At 49.1% G+C, this 22952-nt stretch carries 1 pseudogene; it reads left to right on the plus strand.

Annotated elements, in window-relative coordinates:
• Nucleotides 1–26: 26 nt before the first annotated feature.
• Nucleotides 27–22775, plus strand: a pseudogene (locus F1593_RS28845) (PfaD family polyunsaturated fatty acid/polyketide biosynthesis protein); the annotation flags it as partial.
• Nucleotides 22776–22952 lie beyond the last annotated feature (177 nt).

The raw sequence follows: 22952 nt of genomic DNA on the forward strand, positions 1-22952 counted from the left end.
TCGAGCAGGTTTTACAAACGCTGCAAACAGCTACAGCAAGCGTGCTACAGGTGCCCGAAGCCTCTCTCTCCACACAGATCAGCATTATCGATCAAGGGATGAGCTCTCTGCTGGCAGTGGAATTTATCGAAATACTCAATCAACGCCTGGGGACACAACTGGGAGTAGAGGTGATCTTTGATTATCCAGATCTCGAACACTTAGCCGCTCACGTTGCCAGCCAGCTTCCCGAAATATCACGCACAAAGGCGGTGAGTCACGAAAACAAGCGCAAAGGGAAACGCAGCCGTCAGGATAAAGGCTCACAAGTCACAATTGAAGTCAGGGTAAAAGAAATCATTGCGGAACTTCTACAAGTTTCTGCTGACACACTAGATGTGGAGAAAAACTTTGTCGACCTGGGAATGAGCTCTCTCCTGGCGGTCGATATGGTTGAGGCAATCAATCAGCATCTGGGTCTGCATCTAGAGGTTGAGGTGATCTTTGAATATCAGAGTATCGCCACTATCGTTGATCATATACGTCCACTCATTGAATCAGATGTTCCAGGCACTCCTCAAGATATCATCTCTACACCTGACATAGATAGCGCCTCACCCGATCCTGCTTCAGAGCAACGGAGTGGGGATATCGCGATCATTGGCATTTCAGGGCAATTTGCAGGCTCCACCACACTGGAAGAATTCTGGGAACACCTGCAGGCTGGTGACAACTGTATTCGCGAGATTAATCGTGAAGACTGGCAAGAGCAACGCTATTATGATCCCCATCCAGACAAAAAAAATGCCTCTATCAGTAAATGGGGAGGCTTGCTTGATGCAATCGACAAATTTGATGCCGCCTTCTTTCATATCTCTCCAGCAGAAGCAGAGAGAATGGATCCACAACAGCGCTTATTTTTACAAGAAGCATTTAAGGCTATTGAAGATGGCGGATATTCACAGGAACAGCTCTCTGGTCAGAAAATAGGCGTCTTTGTGGGTGGACGGAACTCAGAGTATAAAAGTAAACGTCTCGACGACGATCCTACCGCACAGACGTTTCTGGGCAACGAGATGTCCATTTTAGCTTCTCGCCTCTCATATTTCTTTAACTGGCATGGACCCAGTTATACAATCGATACTGCCTGTTCCTCTTCTCTGGTGGCAATTCATCTGGCATGTGAGAGCATTCGTCGACACGAGTCAAGTATGGCACTGGCAGGTGGGGTTTTTCTCATGCCTACGCCAGAATTTTTGGTGCTATCATCAAAGGCTGGTATGCTATCACCGGATGGCACATGTAATACATTCGATAATAGCGCAAATGGGATGGTCCTTGGAGAAGGAGTGGGCACCCTGCTATTAAAACGCCTTGAAGAAGCTATTCACGATGGTGATGTCATTCATGGTGTGATTAAGGGCTCGGCAATAAATCAATCGGGCAAAACCAACGGCATTACGGCTCCAAGTGTCAGTTCTCAAAAAGAACTACTCATTGAAGCTTATACTAATGCAGCCATTTCACCAGCAAGCATCTCCTATGTTGAAGCCCATGGAACAGGAACCAAACTTGGCGACTCAATCGAGGTCAAAGCGCTCAATGAGACCTTCCACCTCTATACAGATCAGAGTGCCTTCTGTATTCTGGGTTCGCATAAACCAAATTTCGGACATGCAACGCTGGTAGCCGGGTGCGCCGGTGTTTTTAAAGTGTTACTGGCAATGCGGCATAAACAGATCCCTCCTACCATTAGCATAAAAAAGGTCAATGAATATATCAATATGGATGGGAGCCCATTCATATTCAATCGTGAAACACTCGCCTGGCAGCGCCATGATGGGCAACCATTACGCGCAGGTGTCAGTTCTTTTGGCTCTAATGGCACTAACTGCCATCTGATTATTGAAGAGGCTCCTCAACAAGATGATCGCTACTCTTCATCTCCCCTCCCTGCTTATCTCTTTCCATTCTCAGCCCAAACGCCCGCAGCACTGCGACAAAAAATCAGTATGATGGCCCACTGGCTCGAAAAAACAACCACACCGCCATCCCCACAAAATGTGGCTTATACTTTATTGGTAGGGCGCAGCCATTTTCCTCACCGTTCTGCTTTTATCGCCAGTAACCTGGCTGAACTCCAACAGGCTATCGCGACATTTCTACAAACGGGATCAACTCAGGCATATTTTGACAGCGCGGACCAGGCGATGATGCCCACAATCAATGCGGATTTACCACTTTCTGGCGAGCAATTGATCAACGAGTTAGCCAATGGGATACAGTTACCAGCTCACACCTATCAAGAAAAACTCACTGCCCTGGCAAGTTACTACCTCAAAGGATACAATCTCCCCTGGAAAAACCTCTATCAATACGTGAATTGCACCCGCATCTCACTCCCTTCTTATCCATTTTCTGGAGAACGCTACTGGATCAAGGAAAATACAAAGGCTCACACAGAACAAGAGTACATAGAACCGATCAAGACTTCATTGCTTCCTTCTGTAATCCTTGAGCTCCAATCGCAAAAGGGGCAACCTCCCACACAGGATCTTACGCCAGAAGGAGGCCTACAAGTACGAGGAATGAATAAGATTTTAGCGAAATTCCTCTGGGCCTCTCTGTACACTGGTACCATCTTTACGGAGAGCGCACAAACTGAAGCTGAATTGCAGGCCAGAGCCAGCTTATCATTCCCCTATAATCACTGGTTCGCGGAAAGCCTGCGATTTTTATGCCGTGAGCAGTACCTTACCTACGATGGACAAAAATATGCGATCAATACTCACGCACGCTTCAATGAAACACTCCTCTGGCAGGAGTGGAACGATCAGAAAAAATACTGGCAGGCCAATCCAGCAACAGCGGCGCAGACTAATCTGGTCGAGGCGATGTTACGTGCACTCCCTGCTATTCTCGCTGGCAAGCAACGAGCTACCGATAGTATGTTCCCTTCTTCTTCAATGCAATTAGTAGAGGGCATTTATAAAAATAATCCGGTAGCAGATTATTTCAATACAACACTTGCTGAGACACTGCTGACCTATGTACAGCTACGCTTACGACAGGATCCAAACGCCCACATTCGCATCCTTGAAATTGGAGCTGGAACGGGAGGGAATAGCGAGGTTATATTCCAGCGACTCAAACCATATCACACCGCTATCCAGGAATATTGCTATACCGATATCTCCCAAAGCTTCTTGCTCTACGCAAAAAAAATGTATGGGCCAGCTAATCCTTATTTGAACTATCGGCTCTTTGATGTTGAGACACCGATTACCAGACAGGGCTTTACACCACAAACATACGATATTGTTGTTGCCGTCAATGTGCTGCACGCAACCAGGCAGATTGACCAGACACTGCGCAACGTCAAAGCGCTTTTAAAACCCAATGGATTACTCCTGCTCAATGAAATCAACCAGAATTCTCTTTTCCTCCATCTTACCTTTGGCCTGTTAGAGGGTTGGTGGCGTTTCACTGATGGAGAAGTGCGCATACAAGGATGCCCGGCACTGACACCACAAAACTGGCAAACAGCCTTACAGGCAGAAGGATTTCGCGCAACATTTTTCCCGGCTCAGGCTGCGCATGAATCAGGTCAACAGATCATCGTTGCCGAAAGCGATGGTGTCCTGCTCGCTCAGGAATTAGCCAACATCGATCATAAAACATCACAGCAGCATGAGAAAAAAAGCCAACTGGTAAACACAGCCCAATCGTCGTTTACGCAGAGCCAGATCCTTGCATCTACACTCACAGATCAGAAAATAGAGGAGTATGTTCGCGGCATCATTGTCGATCATCTTGCCAGCACATTAGAGATAGCCATTACAACTATTGATACCGATATCCCATTGCGCGAGATGCAAGTCGACTCAATCCTTGGAGTCACACTGGTACAAAACATTAATCAATCTCTTGCACTCACGCTGGAAACAACGATTCTCTTTGACTATCGCTCTGTCAATGAGTTAACTGCCTATATTATGTCGCATCATAAGGACCGTGTAATCTCAACCTTTACAGCCAGCCAATCGCAACCCCCACTTACTACCAGTGCTACACCAGCGACGCCCCTTGATACACATAGCACGCCAATAAGATTTGTACCAGAGCCGGCCTTCACTCCAACTGACGATACAACCTCCACATCAGCCTTGAATCGGGAGCCAATCGCTATCATTGGAATGAGTGGTCGCTTTGGTGGTTGTGACACGGTCGATGATTTATGGGATAAGCTGGCACAAGGTGCAAATCTCGTTGAAAAGGTTACACGCTGGGATCTTTCACGCTATTATTCAGATCAGACGGACTATTGCAATTCTGGCAGCTTTATCAATGGTATCGACCAATTTGATCCACTTTTCTTCAATATCTCTGGGCTTGAAGCAACCTACATGGACCCACAGCAACGTCTCTTTCTAGAGGAGGCCTGGAAAGCATTGGAGGACGCTGGCTATGCGGCGAGTGCACAGGGGCGTCTTTGTGGGGTTTATGTTGGATGTGAAAAAGGTGACTACCAGCACTTGCTACCCCAGGATGCACCTGCGCAAGCATTCTGGGGTAATCTTGGCTCATTAATTCCTGCCCGCATCGCTTATTATCTGGATCTTCAAGGTCCGGCTATTGCCGTAGATAGTGCCTGTTCCAGCTCTCTAGTTGCCATCCACCTGGCCTGTCAGAGCCTATGGACCCGAGAAACAGAGATGGCTCTGGCCGGTGGTGTCTTTATTCACTCCACATCTGCTTTCTATCTGGCTGCCAATCGAGCTGATATGCTCTCATCAACCGGGCATTGCTATACGTTTGATGAACGGGCCGATGGGATGGTGCCCGGTGAGGCCGTGGGCGTGGTCATACTCAAACGGCTTAGCGCTGCACTTGCCGATGGTGACCATATCTATGCAACTATTCGCGGTTCCGGTATCAATCAAGATGGAGCCAGCAATGGCATCACCGCTCCTAGTCTCAAGTCACAGGAACGGCTGGAGCGGTATGTCTATGATACATTCCAGATAGATCCTGCGGAGATTCAGATGGTGGAGGCCCATGGCACGGGTACCAGACTGGGCGATCCTATCGAGTATCAGGCGATTAGTCGTGCCTTCCGGGCCTATACAAGCAAACAAGCCTATTGTGCAATCGGCTCAATCAAGACCAATCTTGGCCATACGCAGATTGCGGCTGGCATAACCGGTCTGATCAAACTCTTACTCTCACTGAAACATCGGCAGATGCCACCATCTCTGCATTTTCAGTCTGGGAATCGCGCCATCCAGTTCGAGGATAGCCCATTCTATGTCAATACCCACTTGAGAGACTGGGAAACCCGATCTGGCACTCCACGACGTGCAGCTCTGAGCTCCTTCGGGGCCAGTGGTACCAATGCACATATGGTCATCGAAGAAGCACCTGCATCTGAGCGCTATCATCGGGAAAAACCCGGCTATTTGATTGTCTTATCAGCTCGCTCATCGGAACAATTACAGCAACAGGCGGCACAACTTATCGCCTTTTGTCGACGCGAACCGGAGAGCGACTGCGGTAATATAAGCTATACACTGCTGCTGGGCAGAAAACATTTTAAGCATCGACTGGCCTGCGTGGTAAGCACGGTTTCTGAATTGATTACACTGCTTACGGATTGGCTGGAGAAAGGGAAAACCTCACAGCAGTTGCTGGTCTCTGAGGTGCGTGAGGGTGAACGACGAGAACAACTTTCCTTAAAACGCTATGGCAATGAGTGTATCCAACGGTGTCGTGAGGATATATTAGCTAATAGCTATCTGGAACAACTCGCTGTGGTAGCTGATCTATATGTACAGGCCTACACGCTCGACTTTGATCAGCTATTCACCAGCGATCAATATCCTGATCACTATACGCGCATGGCACTGCCAACCTATCCCTTCGCTCGTGAAAGCTACTGGGTACCGGAGAAAACGGATATCTCTTCTACAGCATATATATCTCCTCCACCTGTATACGCGGAACATCCAGAATATCCAGCCAACAAGATGGAAGATCGAAACATCATCGGCGAACACACTATTGGTATGCCATCGTTTCCTCCTTTGCAGGGAACACTCACCCTCGCACCGGTCTGGACACCTGCATCGTTCCAGCCAGGACCACGCTGGCCCACGCCTACTGAGCATGTTGTCTTATTAGGCGATCATGAACAGCTTCATACTACGCTCGAACGCTACTACACGCATGTGCAACATCTGAAGCTTGCTTCGGATGCCAGTCAGGCTAGCATTGCTCACGCATTAACCTCCTTTGGCGCTATCGATCACATTTTCTGGCTGGCTCCAACCAGCCAGCCACAACCCTTGACCGAAGAGGCAATCATTACCGACCAGAAGCAAGGAGTACTGCAAATCTTCCGCTTGATTAAGGCGCTCCTGGAGGCAGGCTATAGCAGCAAAACTCTCTCATGGACAATTATCACACGCCAGAGTCAGGCAATCAGCAACCATGAAGCGCTAAACCCAATCCATGCCAGCATCCACGGATTAATTGGAGCATTGGCAAAAGAATATGCTCACTGGCAAATTCGGCTACTTGATCTTCCTGCCGAGGGAGAATGGCCTGTGAATGAGATCTTCAGCCTCCCGGCAGACCCACAGGGGAATACCTGGGTCTGGCGCAATCAGGAATGGTATCGCCAACTATTACTTCCCGAGCAGCATGTTCAGCCAACGCAAAGTCCTTACCGTACCGGGGGGGTCTATGTTGTGATTGGTGGTGCTGGTGGTATCGGAGAGGTCTGGAGCGAGCATATGCTTCGCACATATCAGGCTCAGATTATCTGGATCGGTCGTCGCCCTTTAAACCAGCATATTCAAAATAAAATTGATCGCCTGGCTGCCTCAGGTCCAACGCCGCTCTATATCTCAGCTGACGCAAGCAATCTGCAATCTCTGCAACAAGCCTATAGCCGGATCAAACAACGCTATCCACATATCCATGGAATTATTCACTCAGCTATCGTGCTACTGGACCAGAGTCTGGCCAGAATGAGCGAAGAACGCTTCCTGGCAACACTTTCAGCCAAGGTAGATATAAGTGTGAGAATGGCTCAGGTCTTTCAGCAAGAAAGACTGGATTTTGTCCTCTTCTTCTCTTCCATCAATTCCTTTATGCGTCAGGCCGGTCAAAGTAACTATGCAGCAGGCTCTACCTTTGAAGATGCCTTTGCGCATCAACTGGCGAAAGACTGGTCATGCAATGTACGTGTTATCAACTGGGGATATTGGGGAGAAGTCGGAGTCGTAGCCTCTCAAGCGTATCAAGAACGTATGGCAGCAACAGGTTTGGACTCAATAGACACGCCCGAAGCAATCGCATCACTGGATAACTTGCTTACCGGACCGCTGCGACAACTGGCGCTGGTGAAAACGACCCGCCCTGCTGCTTTGGAGAATGTGAGCCAGACAGAATTTCTGATTCACTATGGAGTGAACCCGGTCTCACTCCTTGATTACTTACAACATACAGTACGTGAAGACTACACGGTACCGCTGGCTTTCATGACGACGCATCAGCCAGAGATCGATGATCTAACAAGCTATGTAAGTATTCTCTTGCAAGAAATAGCTTCGCAAGTCCTACAGGTGCCGGTAGAAGAGGTTGATGCAGATCTTGATCTGCATGAGTACGGTTGGGACCAGTTTAAGCTCAATACCTGGCTTGATCTTCTCAATCAGAAGTATGAACTGTCACTAACCCCAGACCTGCTACTTGAGTACGCAACACTACGCAAGATAGCAGCATATCTGATACAAACAGATGCAGCACGCTGGAACAAAGAGGTTCCGACAACCTCAACGAATCCACTCAAGCACACTATGAGCACTGCATCCAGCATGGACATACTACTCTACAAGCTCCTCTGGGCACAGTTACTGGCCCTGGGATGGTTTACACAACAGCCCACGGTACTCACGGATCTCCAGGCACATGTAATTCTATCCTATCTACGCGACCGCTGGCTACCGGAAAGCCTCAGGCTGCTGGCAACTCAACACTACCTCGACTTTGATGGTTCCTTGTGTCGACCTATCAATACACATCCCGGTGAGATCCGTCAACTCTGGCAGGAATGGGAACGGCAAAAAAGCTTCTGGTTGCAGGATGCGACGCTGCATGCTCGCGCAGTTCTGGCCGAGATGATGCTTACTACCTTACCTGCCCTACTAACGGGAAAACAAACGGCCACAGAAATCATGTTCCCTCACGGATCGTTGGAACTGGTCGAAGCCATCTACCAGGGCAACCCGCTGGCTGATTATTACAATGAGACCCTGGCAAAGATTGTAGAAGCATATATAAAGGAACGGCTCAAACACGATCCTACGGCACGGCTACGCATCCTGGAAATCGGAGCAGGCACAGGAGCAACAACTACCAGGGTTCTGAAAAAACTTCAACCCTATCAGTTTGCACTCCAGGAATACTGCTATAGTGATCTTTCCAAAGCCTTTTTACTGCATGCAGAGCAAGCTTATGGCGCGCACTATCCCTATATGAACTATCAGATTTTCAATGTGGAGCAACCTGTTGCAGCTCAGGGAATTGCTGCTGGTACCTATGATCTGGTGATCGCCACCAATGTACTTCATGCGACCCGTGATATACGACAAACATTGCGCAATGCGAAAGCAGCCTTACGCAGCGGCGGACTTCTCCTCATCAACGAGATCACCGAGCATACGATCTGGTCTCATCTCACCTTTGGTCTGCTTGAAGGATGGTGGCGCTTTGATGATCCAAGATTACGTATCCAGGGTAGCGCATGTCTCTCTTTACAGACCTGGCAGATGCTCCTGGAAAGTGAAGGATTCCGCTCAATCGACGTGCCAACCGCAGAAATACAGATACAGGAACAGCATATTATCATCGCTGAGAGTAATGGAGTTGCCCGCCAGCAACATCCAACACCTGTTGCTTCCATCGCCTTACATCAGGAGACATTGAAACAGCCAGAAACCCGACAATCGCCAACGCCACACTTGAAGCCCGGCGCTACGACGCAAGAAATGTTACGCGAGAAAAGCACTGCTTATATAAAACAGCTGATCGCCAATACGCTGAAATTCCCAACAGCAAAGATCCATCCCGATGCGCCTTTAGAAGAGTATGGGATTGATTCACTCCTGATAATCCAGCTTACTACCAGATTAAGCCAACTCTTTCCGCAAATCAGTAGCACTGTCTTCTTTGAATATCGCACCATCTCGGCCCTGGTGGAACATCTTCTTCAGGCACATACAGCCACATTGATGACGCTGGTCGGGTTGTCAGAATTGTCAGAATTGTCAGAGCCTCCCATAGCTGAAGAGAAACCGACAACACAAACAAGCACTCAAACCATTCCGGCTAGCGTAGCACCCACAGACAAGTATCCAGAGCGCTCTTTAGCGCGTGAGGCAACGCCTGTAGCGGAAAGTCAGCATGCTCCGCATGTACAGGATATTGCCATCATCGGGCTTTCCGGGCGCTATCCAGGCGCAAGAAATATGCAGGAGTTCTGGCAATTGCTCCGAAATGGCTCCAGCAGCATTACTGAAATTCCTGCTGATCGCTGGGATTGGCAGCAGTATTTTGCGGAAGCACGAGGAAAAAAAGGCACAAGCTATACAAAATGGGGAGGATTTCTGAAGGATGTAGATGCCTTCGATCCCTTATTCTTTCATATCTCACCTAAAGAGGCTGAACAAATGGACCCACAGGAGCGTCTCTTCCTGGAAGAAGCCTATGCCAGCATCGAAGACGCGGGCTATACCCCGGCAAACTTGTCTGCAAAAGGGAGAGTTGGCGTGTTCGTTGGCGTCACAAACGCCAATTATCCTTCAGGGGCTAGCTACTGGTCCATTGCAAATCGGGTCTCCTATCTCTTAGATTTCCATGGCCCGAGCCTGGCCGTCGATACAGCTTGCTCTTCATCTCTTACGGCTATTCATCTGGCACTCGAAAGCTTGTATAGCGGCACGAGTACCTGCGCTATTGCTGGTGGAGTAAATTTAATCGTCGATCCAGCACACTACATCAAGTTATCAGAGCTAACAATGCTCTCGTCGGGCGAGCAGTGTCGGGCCTTTGGTGATCAAGCTGATGGTTTTGTGGATGGTGAAGGAGTAGGAGCAATTGTACTGAAACCGTTGCCGCAGGCTATTGCCGATGGCGATCATATCTATGGTGTCCTTAAGGGAAGCATGCTCAATGCTGGAGGTAAAACCAATGGCTATACGGTTCCTAATCCTCATGCTCAGGGTGATCTCGTACGAGCAGCGCTGGAGAGAGCTGGCATTAATGCTCGTACAATCTCTTATATAGAGGCACATGGAACCGGAACAACTCTCGGCGATCCGATTGAGATTACAGGACTGACACGCGCATTCACACCAGATACAACTGATACACAATTCTGTGCCCTGGGTTCAGTTAAATCTAATATTGGACATACTGAGAGTGCAGCGGGCATCGCGGGTTTGAGTAAAGTCCTGTTACAACTCAAATATGCTCAATACGCTCCTTCACTACATTCACAAGTGCTAAATCCTTATATCAACTTCAATACAACTCCATTCACAGTTCAACAGGAACTCGCTGAATGGAAGCGTCCGCTGATCAAAAGCGATGGGCAGATACGGGAATATCCACGTCGCGCCGGTATCTCCTCCTTTGGTGCCGGGGGGGCCAACGCTCATATACTTGTCGAGGAATATATTCCTGCGCAACAGACTCTGCCATCATTTAGTATTACGTCCCTCAATCCAGCAATAATTGTTTTATCAGCCAAAAGCGCACAGCAATTACAGGAACAAGCACAAAGATTATTAGCCTCTATTCAAGAGCAAGCTGTTACCGCATCTGATCTGGCTGCAATCGCCTACACGCTTCAAGTAGGGCGCGAGGCCATGGAGGAACGGCTAGCCTTGCTGGTACACTCATTGGCAGATTTACAGGAAAAATTGCAGGCATTTGTGTCTGGGAAAGAGGATATTGCTGATCTCTATCGCGGTCAAGTCAAGCAGAACCAGGAAACTATCACGCTCTTTGCAGATGATGAACTACAGATTGCGGTAAAACGCTGGATTGAAGCACGAAAATATACAAAAATCGCAGATCTATGGGCCAGAGGGCTAACATTCGATTGGAACTATTTCTATGATCAACACAAACCTGGGCGCATCAGCCTGCCAACCTATCCTTTCGCCAGGGAGCGCTATTGGATGTCCAGAGATGAGATGCCAGCAGCCGGATCAAGTATTGCTGCTGTCAGTCATGTGAGCGAGAGTTCCAATCAAACTCAACTGCCCACCAACACAGAACTTCTGGTCTTTGAAGAGACCTGGCAAGAAGCTACAGCAGGACTTTCTGCTACTCCTGGTCTCTGGACACCGCGCACTCTGGTCTGCTTCCTTTCACAACCCCAATCCCAGCAGGAGATCACTACTGCTCTGCGTGTATTTGCACCAAACTGTACCATTATCTTCCTCTCACAGGGTTTATCTTTTGCACAATCCTCTCCCAACCACTATACGCTCGATCACACGCTCCCCTCGTCCTATCAGGAGGCATTGCAAACATTGCAAAATCTATATGGGCACATCGACACAATTTTTTATCTCTTTCCGTTAGAAGATCCCTCGTGCCGACGTGATCCTGCCTCCCTACTCTCACTCATTCAGGCACTACCAGTCACACCAACACATACAACTACACGCCTGCTCTGGGCCTCCTCCTTCTCCTCTGATCTGGAGCAGGCAACCCTGGAAGCATGGATCGGTCTGGAACGTTCGCTGGGTCTGATTCTGCCTCAACTTCAACTCTCTGGACTCCTTGCTCGCACTTCAGAGCAAGAACATTCGTTACCTATTGCACGCTGGGCTCAGTGGCTCTGGCAGGCGCTGCAAATGCCCAAAGCAGAGAGCCTTCTTTATACAGACACAGCTACGCCTAAATATTTGCGAACGCAACCAGTCCTTCTGCAACCAACCACAGCTAGCCTTTTACGTCAGGGAGGCACCTATTTGATCACAGGCGGTCTGGGCGGACTTGGTGTACTCTTCGCTACCTATCTCGCTCGCATGTATTCGGCGCGCATACTTTTACTGGGTCGCTCATCACTAGATGAATCCCGACAAGCCGCACTCGCCTCTATACAGGCTGCAGGCGGCGAGGTACTCTATCTACAGGCAGATGTCTGCAATGCCATCCAGCTACGAGAAGCACTTCTCCAGGGTAAAGAGCGCTTTGGCCCATTGCATGGTGTGATTCATGCTGCGGGACTGTCTGGTCATGAGACGATCTTACAGAAGAGCCATGCCTCCTTCCGGCACACTCTGGCTGCTAAAATCCAGGGCACGCTCCTTCTCGACGAGTTACTGGCACAGGAACCATTGGACTTTACCTGTTACTTCTCTTCTTCTGCAGCCATCCTCGGTGACTTTGGCGCGGGCGACTATGCTGTAGGCAATCGTTTCTTGATAAGCTATGGTAGCTTACGCGAGCAATGGCGGCAGCAGGGAAAACGGAGCGGGAAGACTCTGGTAATCAATTGGCCTCTCTGGAGAGAGGGTGGAATGAGGATGGATGATGCAGAGCAGACACAGATGTATCTGGCCTCCAGCGGACAACGCTATCTGGAAACTGCAGAGGGACTGCGCATCTTCGAACAATTACTCACTCAGGCTGGCACCCAGTATCTGATCCTGGCAGGTCAAACAGATCGCATCACACACTTTCTCGGACTGACAGATGATAAGCCTGCTCCCACTCATGAAGGCATACACCATACCCATCATAACGGCACTGGCAGGCAGGCATATATGAAAGGCTGGACAGTTGAACAATGTCTGGAATGGGATCTCAGCACTCTGATAGGTCAGGTGCTCAAACTGGGACGAGAGCGCCTGGATCAAACAGCAAACCTGACGGATTTCGGCTTTGATTCTATCAGTCTGGCTGAGTTTGCCAGAGTGCTTTCTCAACACTATACATTGAATATCACTCCAGCACTATTCTTCGGCTATCCAACCCTGCGAAGACTGCTACACTACTTCCTTTCTGAGCATGCTGCAGCCATTCATACATTTTATGAAGAAGAATCCACGCCTGTCGCATCCATCACCACACCGGCGGCGCCCGCACCCGCTGCAACGTTACATCCATCTCATAAGATTTACGAGCAGAGTAGTGAGTCAACTCTATCCGAGCCCATCGCGATTATTGGAATGAGCGGGCGTTTCCCTCAGGCACGCAATATTGACGAATTCTGGAACACGCTAAGTGAGGGTCAGGATGTGATTAGCGCACCACCAGTTGAGCGCTTCTCACAACAGAAGCAAAACTGGCGCGGCGGCTGGATTCCAGGGGTACGGGAGTTTGATCCAGCTTTCTTTGAAATATCTCCACGCGAAGCCGAGTTTATGGATCCACGCCAACGTCTTCTTTTGCAGGAATCCTGGAACGCTCTAGAAGATGCAGGCTATGGTTCTCAACAGATCACTAACAGTAAAATTGCAATGTTTGTCGGAGTGGAGAGCGGCGACTATCAACTTCTAACGGGGACACAGACGCCCATTACCTCTAATCACGATGGCATTCTGGCTGCTCGTCTGGCGTATTTCCTCAATTTACACGGACCGGTAATGTCTATCAACACCGCCTGCTCATCTGGACTGGTGGCCGCTCATCAGGCTTGCTTGAGCCTGCGCAACCAGGAGTGCGATACCGCTATCGCCGCCGGAGTGAGTCTTCTCCTGGCAAGCGAAACAATGGAAGCAATGGATCACGCGGGAATGCTCTCTGAGGATGGGCGCTGCTATGCGTTCGACAGACGTGCTAATGGGTTGGTGCCCGGTGAGGCCGTTGCGGTTGTTGTCCTCAAGCGGCTTTCACAGGCCATAGCTGATGGCGATCCCATCTATGCTCTCATTAAGGGTAGCGGCATTAACTACGATGGTAAAACCAACGGCATTACCGCACCAGGCCTGATAGCGCAAACAGATTTGCTGCAAACTATCTATGATCGTTATCAGATCAATCCAGAACAGATCAGCTATATTATTACTCATGGCACAGGGACCAGATTGGGAGATCCCATTGAGATTCAGGCTCTATCTGATGCCTTCAAAAAATATACCCATCGTGAAGGCTACTGTGCATTGACCTCGACTAAGACAAATGTGGGTCATACCTTTGCAGCCTCAGGTCTGGTCAGTCTTATCGCACTGGTCCAGGCGCTGCGTCATAATACTATTCCCGCCAGTTTGCATTGTGAAGAGGAAAACGATTTTATCAACTGGAAACAAAGCCCATTCTATATCAATAAAACGGCCCGACCCTGGACTCCCCCTCTTTCGCAGCCAGCTCTCGGTGCGGTCAGCGCTTTTGGTGTCAGCGGAACCAACGCTCACATGGTGGTGGAGCGTTACGATGTGGAGCGTTACGATTATGCATCAGTTACACGACATACAAATCCACATCCTGTCTCGCTATTACTTTTCTCGGCACGCACCAGTGAGGAACTAATCGCTAAAATCACTGCCATGCTCACTTTCTTACAAGCCCATAATGCACAGGATTTCGATCTTACTGCTCTCAGCTATACATTAATGATAGGGCGCCAGCATTTCGCTCAGCGCTGTGCCATGGTAGTACAGGATTATGAGGATGCTCTCCAGGCACTACAGCGGGCGGCACAAATGGAGGCGTGGCCAGGCATATTAAGAGGAAATGTAGCTCGCGATTTTAGCAGCCAGAAAGCACTGGAAACTTTTGCGCAAGATCTGCTGGTACAATGCCGCTCGCTACACACAAATAAGCAAAAATATCAGGAAAATCTGCACGCGCTAGCTGATCTGTACTGTCAGGGATATACACTGCCCTGGCAAGAACTCTTCACACCAGAGACGCCAGAGCGGCTTCACTTACCAACGTATCCGTTTGCTAGAAACCAGTACTGGATACAGGTACGGGAGAATCGAACAGCCAACAACAAGCCAAAAGATACTTCAATACTCGAATCACCTATCGATCTTCAAGGCACCAGCACTTTCACCTTGCCGTCACTTATTCCTGCATCACAGATACACAACGGCGAAAAATCCGCAGTCCAACCACAGACAAAACCGCGGGAAATCGTTTTGAGTACCTTAACAACTGATCCTATAATCCCAATGCCCGAAGCAACAACTCGGCTTGAGCAAGGGAAAACAGTATTGCCACCGCTCGGACTCACACCACAAGTTCAAAATGAACATCCATCACAAAATACAGCACAATTAAGCATGGAGGCTCCTGCCATGGATATGATAGAAACGTTGCAAGAGGACCTGGCTCTTAGCCTGGCAGATATCCTCTATATGGAACGCAATGAAATTGACCTGGATAGAAAATTTGTCGAGTTGGGATTGGATTCAATCATTGGCGTGGAATGGATCAAAACGATCAATAAACAATACACTATGTCACTTACAGCCAGCCGCGTCTATGATTATCCTACGATCCGTGAATTTTCAGATTTTCTGGCCAGACAAATCTCTAAGCAGGGGAAACAGCCAGCCGCCGCTGCCCCCCCATCACGTAGTGCCCCACCACCGGAGCCCGCACCATTAGAGTCTGAAATCAAACCATCATCACGTATGATCCAAAGTTCGAATACTTCCAGCGCAGCCTGGACCAGCCCGAGCGAAAAACCACAGGTCCAGTTACTAACAGGCACTGAACAATCACGCGAGGCCATTGCACAGCCACAGGAAGAAATCCTGCCAGCGCGCCTGGGAAATCCTCTTTTTCAGACCCGCTATCACTGTAAATGGAGCTACTACGCCGGTTCCATGGGAGATGGAGTAGCTTCGGTAGAGTTGGTTACCGCCTTAGGCAATCACGACCTTCTGGGTATTTTCGGCAGTGCTGGACTCCGTAGCGAGCAGGTTGCAGACCATCTGCAACGCATTCGTGCTCGACTCGCGCCAGATAAAATCTACGGCATGTGCTTGCTATCTAATTTTCATCATCCAGAAGAGGAACAACGTCTGGTTGATTTATTCCTGAAATGGCAGGTTCCAGTTATCGAGGCCGCAGCATTTTCAGCGGTCACTGAGCCACTGGTCTACTTTAGAGTCAAAGGTCTTTCACAGCAAGCTGGCCGAATTATTATTCCCCGACGTATTATCGCTAAATGTTCACACCTCAATGTCGCGCGTCTCTTTCTGTCGCCACCACCGCTGGAGCATGTACAGCGCTTGCTACAAGCTGGCTTGATTAACGCCGAAGAGGCTCAACTTTCCCAGCAAATCCCACTGGCAGATGACCTGGCCGTGGAAACAGATTCGGGCGGTCATACTGATCAGGGAGTTGCCTTTGCCCTCCTGCCTGATGTCATTGCACTCAAGGCGGAGTTGCAACAACACTATGGATATCAGGAAGAGATTATGGTGGGTTGCGGCGGCGGCATTGGGACCCCGGCAGCCATTGTCTCCGCTTTTGCTCTGGGTGCTGATTTCGTCTTTACCGGTTCCATTAATCAATGCACGCTTGAAAGTGGCGCTCACCCGGTCATCAAAGATATTTTGAGTACCGTATCATTACACGATACAACGATCTCAATCGCTGGCGATATGTTTGAGATTGGGGCCAGGGCTCAGGTTGTGCGCAAAAATAGCCGACACGCACTTCGCGCCAATACACTCTATCAGTTGTACACACACTATAAATCTCTGGATGACCTTTCAGCTAGTATCAAAAGAGATCTCGAAACCAACTACTTTAAACGTTCCCTGGCCGAGGTCTGGCAACTTGTTTGCGATTATAAGCGACAGCGCAATCCAGAACAGATTGAGGAAGCTAACGAGAACGCTCATCTAAAAATGGCGATGATCTTCAAATGGTATTTCGCCCATTGCAGTCAGATTACCCGTGATGGCGATCTCTCGGAAGCGGACAATTTCCAGATCTTCTGTGGCCCGGCTATGGGCGCGTTCAATCGCTGGGTCGCCGGGACACGCTACGAACAATGGCAAAACCGCCATGTACATGAAGTGGCTGCCTTATTGATGAACGCAGCCTACGAGTATGCTCAATCCAGACCAACTGCATTGCGCGTTGGAAAAGAATCACAGCGTCCAGATGCGCCTCCGCAAAGCTCAAATCTGGCTCCCACCTTAACGACTTCGCCACAACATACGGAGGCGGCCATTGCGATTATTGGGATGTCAGGAAAGTTCCCTGCATCAAAAGATCTAACAGAGTTCTGGCACAATCTAGCGCAAGGTATGGACTGCATTTCAGAAATTCCAGCTGAACGCTGGCCTATTGCTGACTATTATGATCCAGATCATGAAGCCCCAGGAAAAACCTTTGGACGCTGGATGGGTGCATTGGATGATATTGATAAATTCGACCCGTTCTTTTTTCGTATCACTCCGCATGAGGCTGAGCTGATGGACCCTCAGCAACGTCTGTTCCTTGAACACTGCTGGAGCGCAATTGAAAATGCTGGCATCAAACCTTCAGGATTATCTGGGACACGCTGTGGTGTCTTCGCTGGCTGTGCAACCGGAGATTATGGTAAGCGCGTCAGCCAGCAAGAGCTTAATGGACTGGCGATGATGGGCGAGACTACCTCGATCCTGGCTGCGCGTATCTCATATCTCTTAAACTTAAAGGGCCCAAGCATGGCCATTGATACCGCCTGCTCTAGTTCACTGGTCGCCATTGCAGAAGCCTGTAATAGCCTGCTTCTTCATAACAGTGATCTGGCATTAGCTGGCGGGGTCAATGTTATGGCAGGTCCATTACCCCATATTTTGATCAGTAAAGCTGGCATGATGTCAAAAGATGGTCATTGCTATACGTTTGATAACCGAGCCAATGGCTTTGTTCCTGGCGAGGGTGTCGGCGTGATACTTTTAAAGCGTCTCTCAGATGCCATCCATGATCAAGATATCATTCATGGGGTCATTCGTGGCTGGGGCGTCAACCAGGACGGAAAGACCAATGGGATTACCGCTCCGAGCTCTAACTCACAACGAGACCTCTTACAGCACGAGGTTTATAGCCGCTTTGGTATTAATCCCGAAACCATTACTTTACTTGAAGCTCATGGCACCGGGACAAAGTTGGGCGATCCAATTGAAGTGGAGGCACTGGTTGAGGCATTCCAATCTTTTACAGACAAAAAACAATACTGCGCTCTGGGTTCGGTAAAAAGTAATATCGGGCACCTGCTAGCAGCGGCTGGCATCGCTGGCGTTATGAAGGTCTTGCTGGCCTTGCAGAACTCAATGCTTCCTCCAACCATCAACATGAAGAAGCTCAATGAACATATTTCGCTTACCGAGAGCCCATTTTATGCCAATACCACCCTGCGTCCATGGCAGGCAACGCCAGATAGTCCACGCCGTGCAGGTGTCAGCTCTTTTGGTTTTAGTGGTACAAATGCCCATCTGGTCATTGAAGAGTATCTCCCAACTTCAGTACCAACAATGAGCAGTCAACCACACACGAAAGGGAATCCACTCGTCTTTGTCCTTTCAGCCAGAAGTGAAGCCCAACTACAGACGTATGCGAAAAGTATGCAGGCCTATATTCAGCAGCAAAAAGAGTTGGATCTGCAGGCTCTCATCTATACACTGCAGTGTGGCAGAGATGCAATGGAATACCGCCTGGCATTCCTGGCAGAATCCAGGGAAGAGCTCCTACAACGCTTACAAAGCTTTATCATGGAGAAACCAGATGCAGGAGTACGAACTGGACAAACCAAAAAGAGTCAGAAAACGCAACTCTTCGAAAAAGATGACGATGCCCGGTCCTTGCTCTATACCTGGTTCCAGCGTGGCAAGTTCAAAAATATTTTAGAACTCTGGGTCGAGGGTGTGGAAATCGACTGGCAGTCACTATATAATGAACCAAAACCTCGCCGTCTCAGCCTGCCTACATATCCATTTGCCCGTCAGCGCTACTGGCTGGAAAGCAAAGCGCAACTTGATACCCATACCAGCACCCCGCCCACTCCCATACAAACGCGCTCAGTTTCTTCCCAACCAGTACTAACATCGCCAGTTGCATCTGTTGCCACGTCAGGAAAACAGCATGGTATTTCGCTACCACCGCTATCAGATATTATGCCCGGCACACAAGGACCATCACATCAGCCCGGTCCACATATAACGTTAGCGCCACTTTTCTCTCCAACAGCACAGGCTACTAATCATCAGGCCGCACAGCAGACACAAAATGGCGCGCATGACAGATCTATTTCTGCCCACCAACCCACTCCTGCTGTACAACATATACAAGACGAACTGATTGAAATTGTTGCGGAATGCCTTTATCTGGACCCGAAGGATGTTGATCTGGATAGCACCTTTGTCGATATGGGCATGGATGCTATCATTGCAAGCGAATTGGTGCATGCGATCAATAAAGGCTATGGAGCCTCACTTCCAGCGACAATTCTCTATGAACATCCCGGTATTCGTGAGCTCGCTGAATTCTTACAGCAGGAGCAGGAACCACGCGCCCAGTCTTCTGCTCAAATGGGCCCACAAAACCTTATCATCAATCCGCCAGCCTCACTCGCTGCTCATCCTCTTCCCTCGCGGATGGCTCTACTCGATGAATTGGGTCTTAGTCTGGCGGAAGCACTCTTTAAAGAAGAGGGCAACATCGATGTCGATGCTTCATTTGTTGATATGGGCATGGATTCAATTGTTGCCGTCGAATGGGTACGGTCAATTAATAAGAAATATGGAACCTCACTCCTGGCTACAGCAATCTATGATTTTAGCAGCCTGCGAAAACTGGCGGAATCACTCTACCAGGAATTCACCCAACGCGGTTACGCCTACCCCCATCAATCTCAGGCGGCGATAGCCAAAACTACGTCACCAATGGAGCCACAGAGACCGATCACACCCATCGTGTCTCCAGAACATCAGCCAGCAATAAAACCAGTTATTGAAACACCAGCAACTCTAGCGCCACTTCAACGAGAACCACAACAGACTCAGCCCAAACAGAGCATCAAGGAGGCTACAACAGGCTCGAACGAAGCAGAGGCTATTGCGATTGTGGGCATATCCGGTCGCTATCCCGGTGCAAGCGATCTGAATCACTACTGGGATAATCTCGCACAGGGTAAAAATTGCGTGCGAGAGATTCCCCGAGAACGCTGGGACAGTAACCGCTATTATGATCCACGTCCGTTTCAGGAGGGCAAAATCAACTGCAAATGGCTCGGTGCTCTTGATGATATTGAATATTTCGATCCACTCTTCTTCAATATCTCCCCTGGAGAGGCAGAAGTCATCGATCCACAACAGCGTCTCTTCCTTGAAGAGGCTTATAAGGCCTTTGAAGATGCAGGCTATAGTCCACAATCCTTAAATAATCTGAAGTGCAATGTATACCTGGGCATTATGGGAAATGAATACGGACAGATGGTCTCACAGCGACACTCAGGAGTCGCGAGTACGACCGGGAACAGCTTTGCGATTGCTGCAGCACGCATCCCTTACTTTCTTAATCTTAAAGGCGCGGCTATTGCAATTGATACCGCCTGCTCCTCTTCGCTGGTGGCAACACATCTAGCCTGCCAGGCTCTGGCACACCATGAGACTGACATGGCGTTGATTGGTGGTGTAACCTTGTACCTGGCACCGGAAAGCTATCTGGATATGTGTGCGGCGGGTATGCTCTCACCCGATGGTCAATGTAAGACCTTTGATACGAACGCCAATGGCTTTGTCCCTGGTGAAGGGGTAGGAGCGGTAGTTCTCAAGCGATTAAGAGATGCCGAGGCGGACCACGATCCTATTTATGGGGTGATCATTGGATCGGGCATCAACCAGGATGGCAAAACAAATGGGATTACCGCTCCGAATATGAGTGGGCAAATGGAACTACTCCGCGAGGTCTATCAACAGTACCATATCGATCCTGAAACAATTAGTTATGTGGAGACACATGGCACGGGCACGAAATTGGGCGATCCGATAGAGCTGGAGGCACTCTCGCGCGTCTTTAAGGAATACACGACGAAAAAACAGTTCTGTGCGATTGGCTCGGTCAAGAGTAATATCGGGCATACCTCTGCGGCTGCTGGCGTTGCCAGCCTCCATAAAGTTCTCTTGTGTTTGCAACATCAACAACTTGTCCCCAGCATTCATTTCCAAACTCCCAATGAGCATTTTGATTTTGCGAACTCTCCTCTCTATGTCAATACAGAAACGCGCCCCTGGACCAGTTCAGGAGATGTACCACGCCGTGCGTGCATCAGTTCCTTTGGCTATAGCGGTACCAATGCACATCTGATCATCGAGGAATATCGCTCACGCACATCCAGTCCACAACGTATCAGACAGGATCATGACCTTCAGCACGCTATCCTGTTCACCCTCTCGGCTCAGAGTGAACCACAACTACTCACCTATACTCGTTCTTTACACAATTGGATTGCAACTCATCCAGATTTCTCCCTGAAGGATCTGGCCTATACCTTACAGGTTGGTCGACGTGCCATGGACTATCGTCTGGCTTTTGTGGCCCATTCACGAGAAGAACTACTTCAAACATTGGCTGATCTGCTCACCAAACAGCCTGCATATGGCATTCGTATGGCTCAAGTTAAAAAGGGCAAGCACGGACGCGGGCTCCTTGAAGGAGATGAACAGGCCCAGGTCAGATTGCGCAGCTGGCTAAACAATAAAGATCTACACCATATAGCCGATGCCTGGGTCACAGGACTTGATGTGGATTGGTCACAGCTCTATGATGATCACCAGCCTTATCGCCTCAATCTACCAACCTATCCCTTCGCCAGGGAACGTTACTGGCTTGTAGAACAGAACATAGGTGCTGCATCCAATCATAGTGCACCAATTGCCAGTTCAATGGCTATCCATCCATTAGTACAAAACAATATTTCAAATCCAACGGGTCAGCACTTCTACTCGACCTTTACCGGGAATGAGTTTTTCCTGGCTGATCATGTAGTAAAAGGCGTTCGGACGTTGCCCGGGGTAGCATATCTAGAAATGGCTCGTGTGGCATTTGTAGAGGCCGCCGGACCTTTGTATAAAACACAGGCCCGGCTACAACTCAAAAATGTTGTCTGGCCCAGTGCGCTTATGGTGGAGGACCATCCACGTGAAGTCCATATCAGACTCACGCTGAACCATTATCCTGACGTTTCCTATGAGATTTACAGCTCGAAGCCAGAAAATGAACAGGAACAACAAATTCTTAGCCAGGGATTGATCGTGCCGAATACTGAACGGCTGACTCCATCAATGCTGAATATTGATACGTTAAAAACACAATGCAAGCAAGATCATCTCTCTTCAACCGAGTGTTACTCAGCCTTTAGCTCGCTGGGTATTGAGTATGGCCCTGGATTTCAGAGTATCCAGGATCTCTTTATCGGTCAGGGGTGCGCGCTAGCAAAACTTTCACTACCAGCATCAGTAATTGGGACGCAGAATGACTATCTCCTGCATCCCAGCCTGCTTGATGCCGCCTTCCAGGCTTCTCTTGGGCTGCATATCGGCGGGCATGGTCACGCTTTATCTCTTCCATTTGCACTTGAAGATTTGGAAATTCAGCGGCCCTGTACCTCAACGATGTGGGCCTGGGTTCGTTATAGAGCAGAAAATAATGCGACCAATCTATCCGCAACCCAACATACCCTGGAGCCACGCATAGACATTGATCTATGCGATGAAGTTGGAGCTCTCTGTCTCAGCCTGAAAGGTTTTCTTACACGAACATTGCGCGACCAGAAGTTTCTGACCAGTTCCCAGGCGTCAGAAGGCGTTCTTATGCTGCAACCACATTGGCAGGAGCAACCTGTTACGGGAAGCACACAGACGCCTGACTATACGACGCGACGGGTCATTTTTCTTGAAGAGGATACTGTACCATCTACAAGCAACTGAAAGTACATGAAG

It is taken from the genome of Dictyobacter arantiisoli (assembly GCF_008326305.1).
Classification (GTDB): domain Bacteria; phylum Chloroflexota; class Ktedonobacteria; order Ktedonobacterales; family Ktedonobacteraceae; genus Dictyobacter; species Dictyobacter arantiisoli.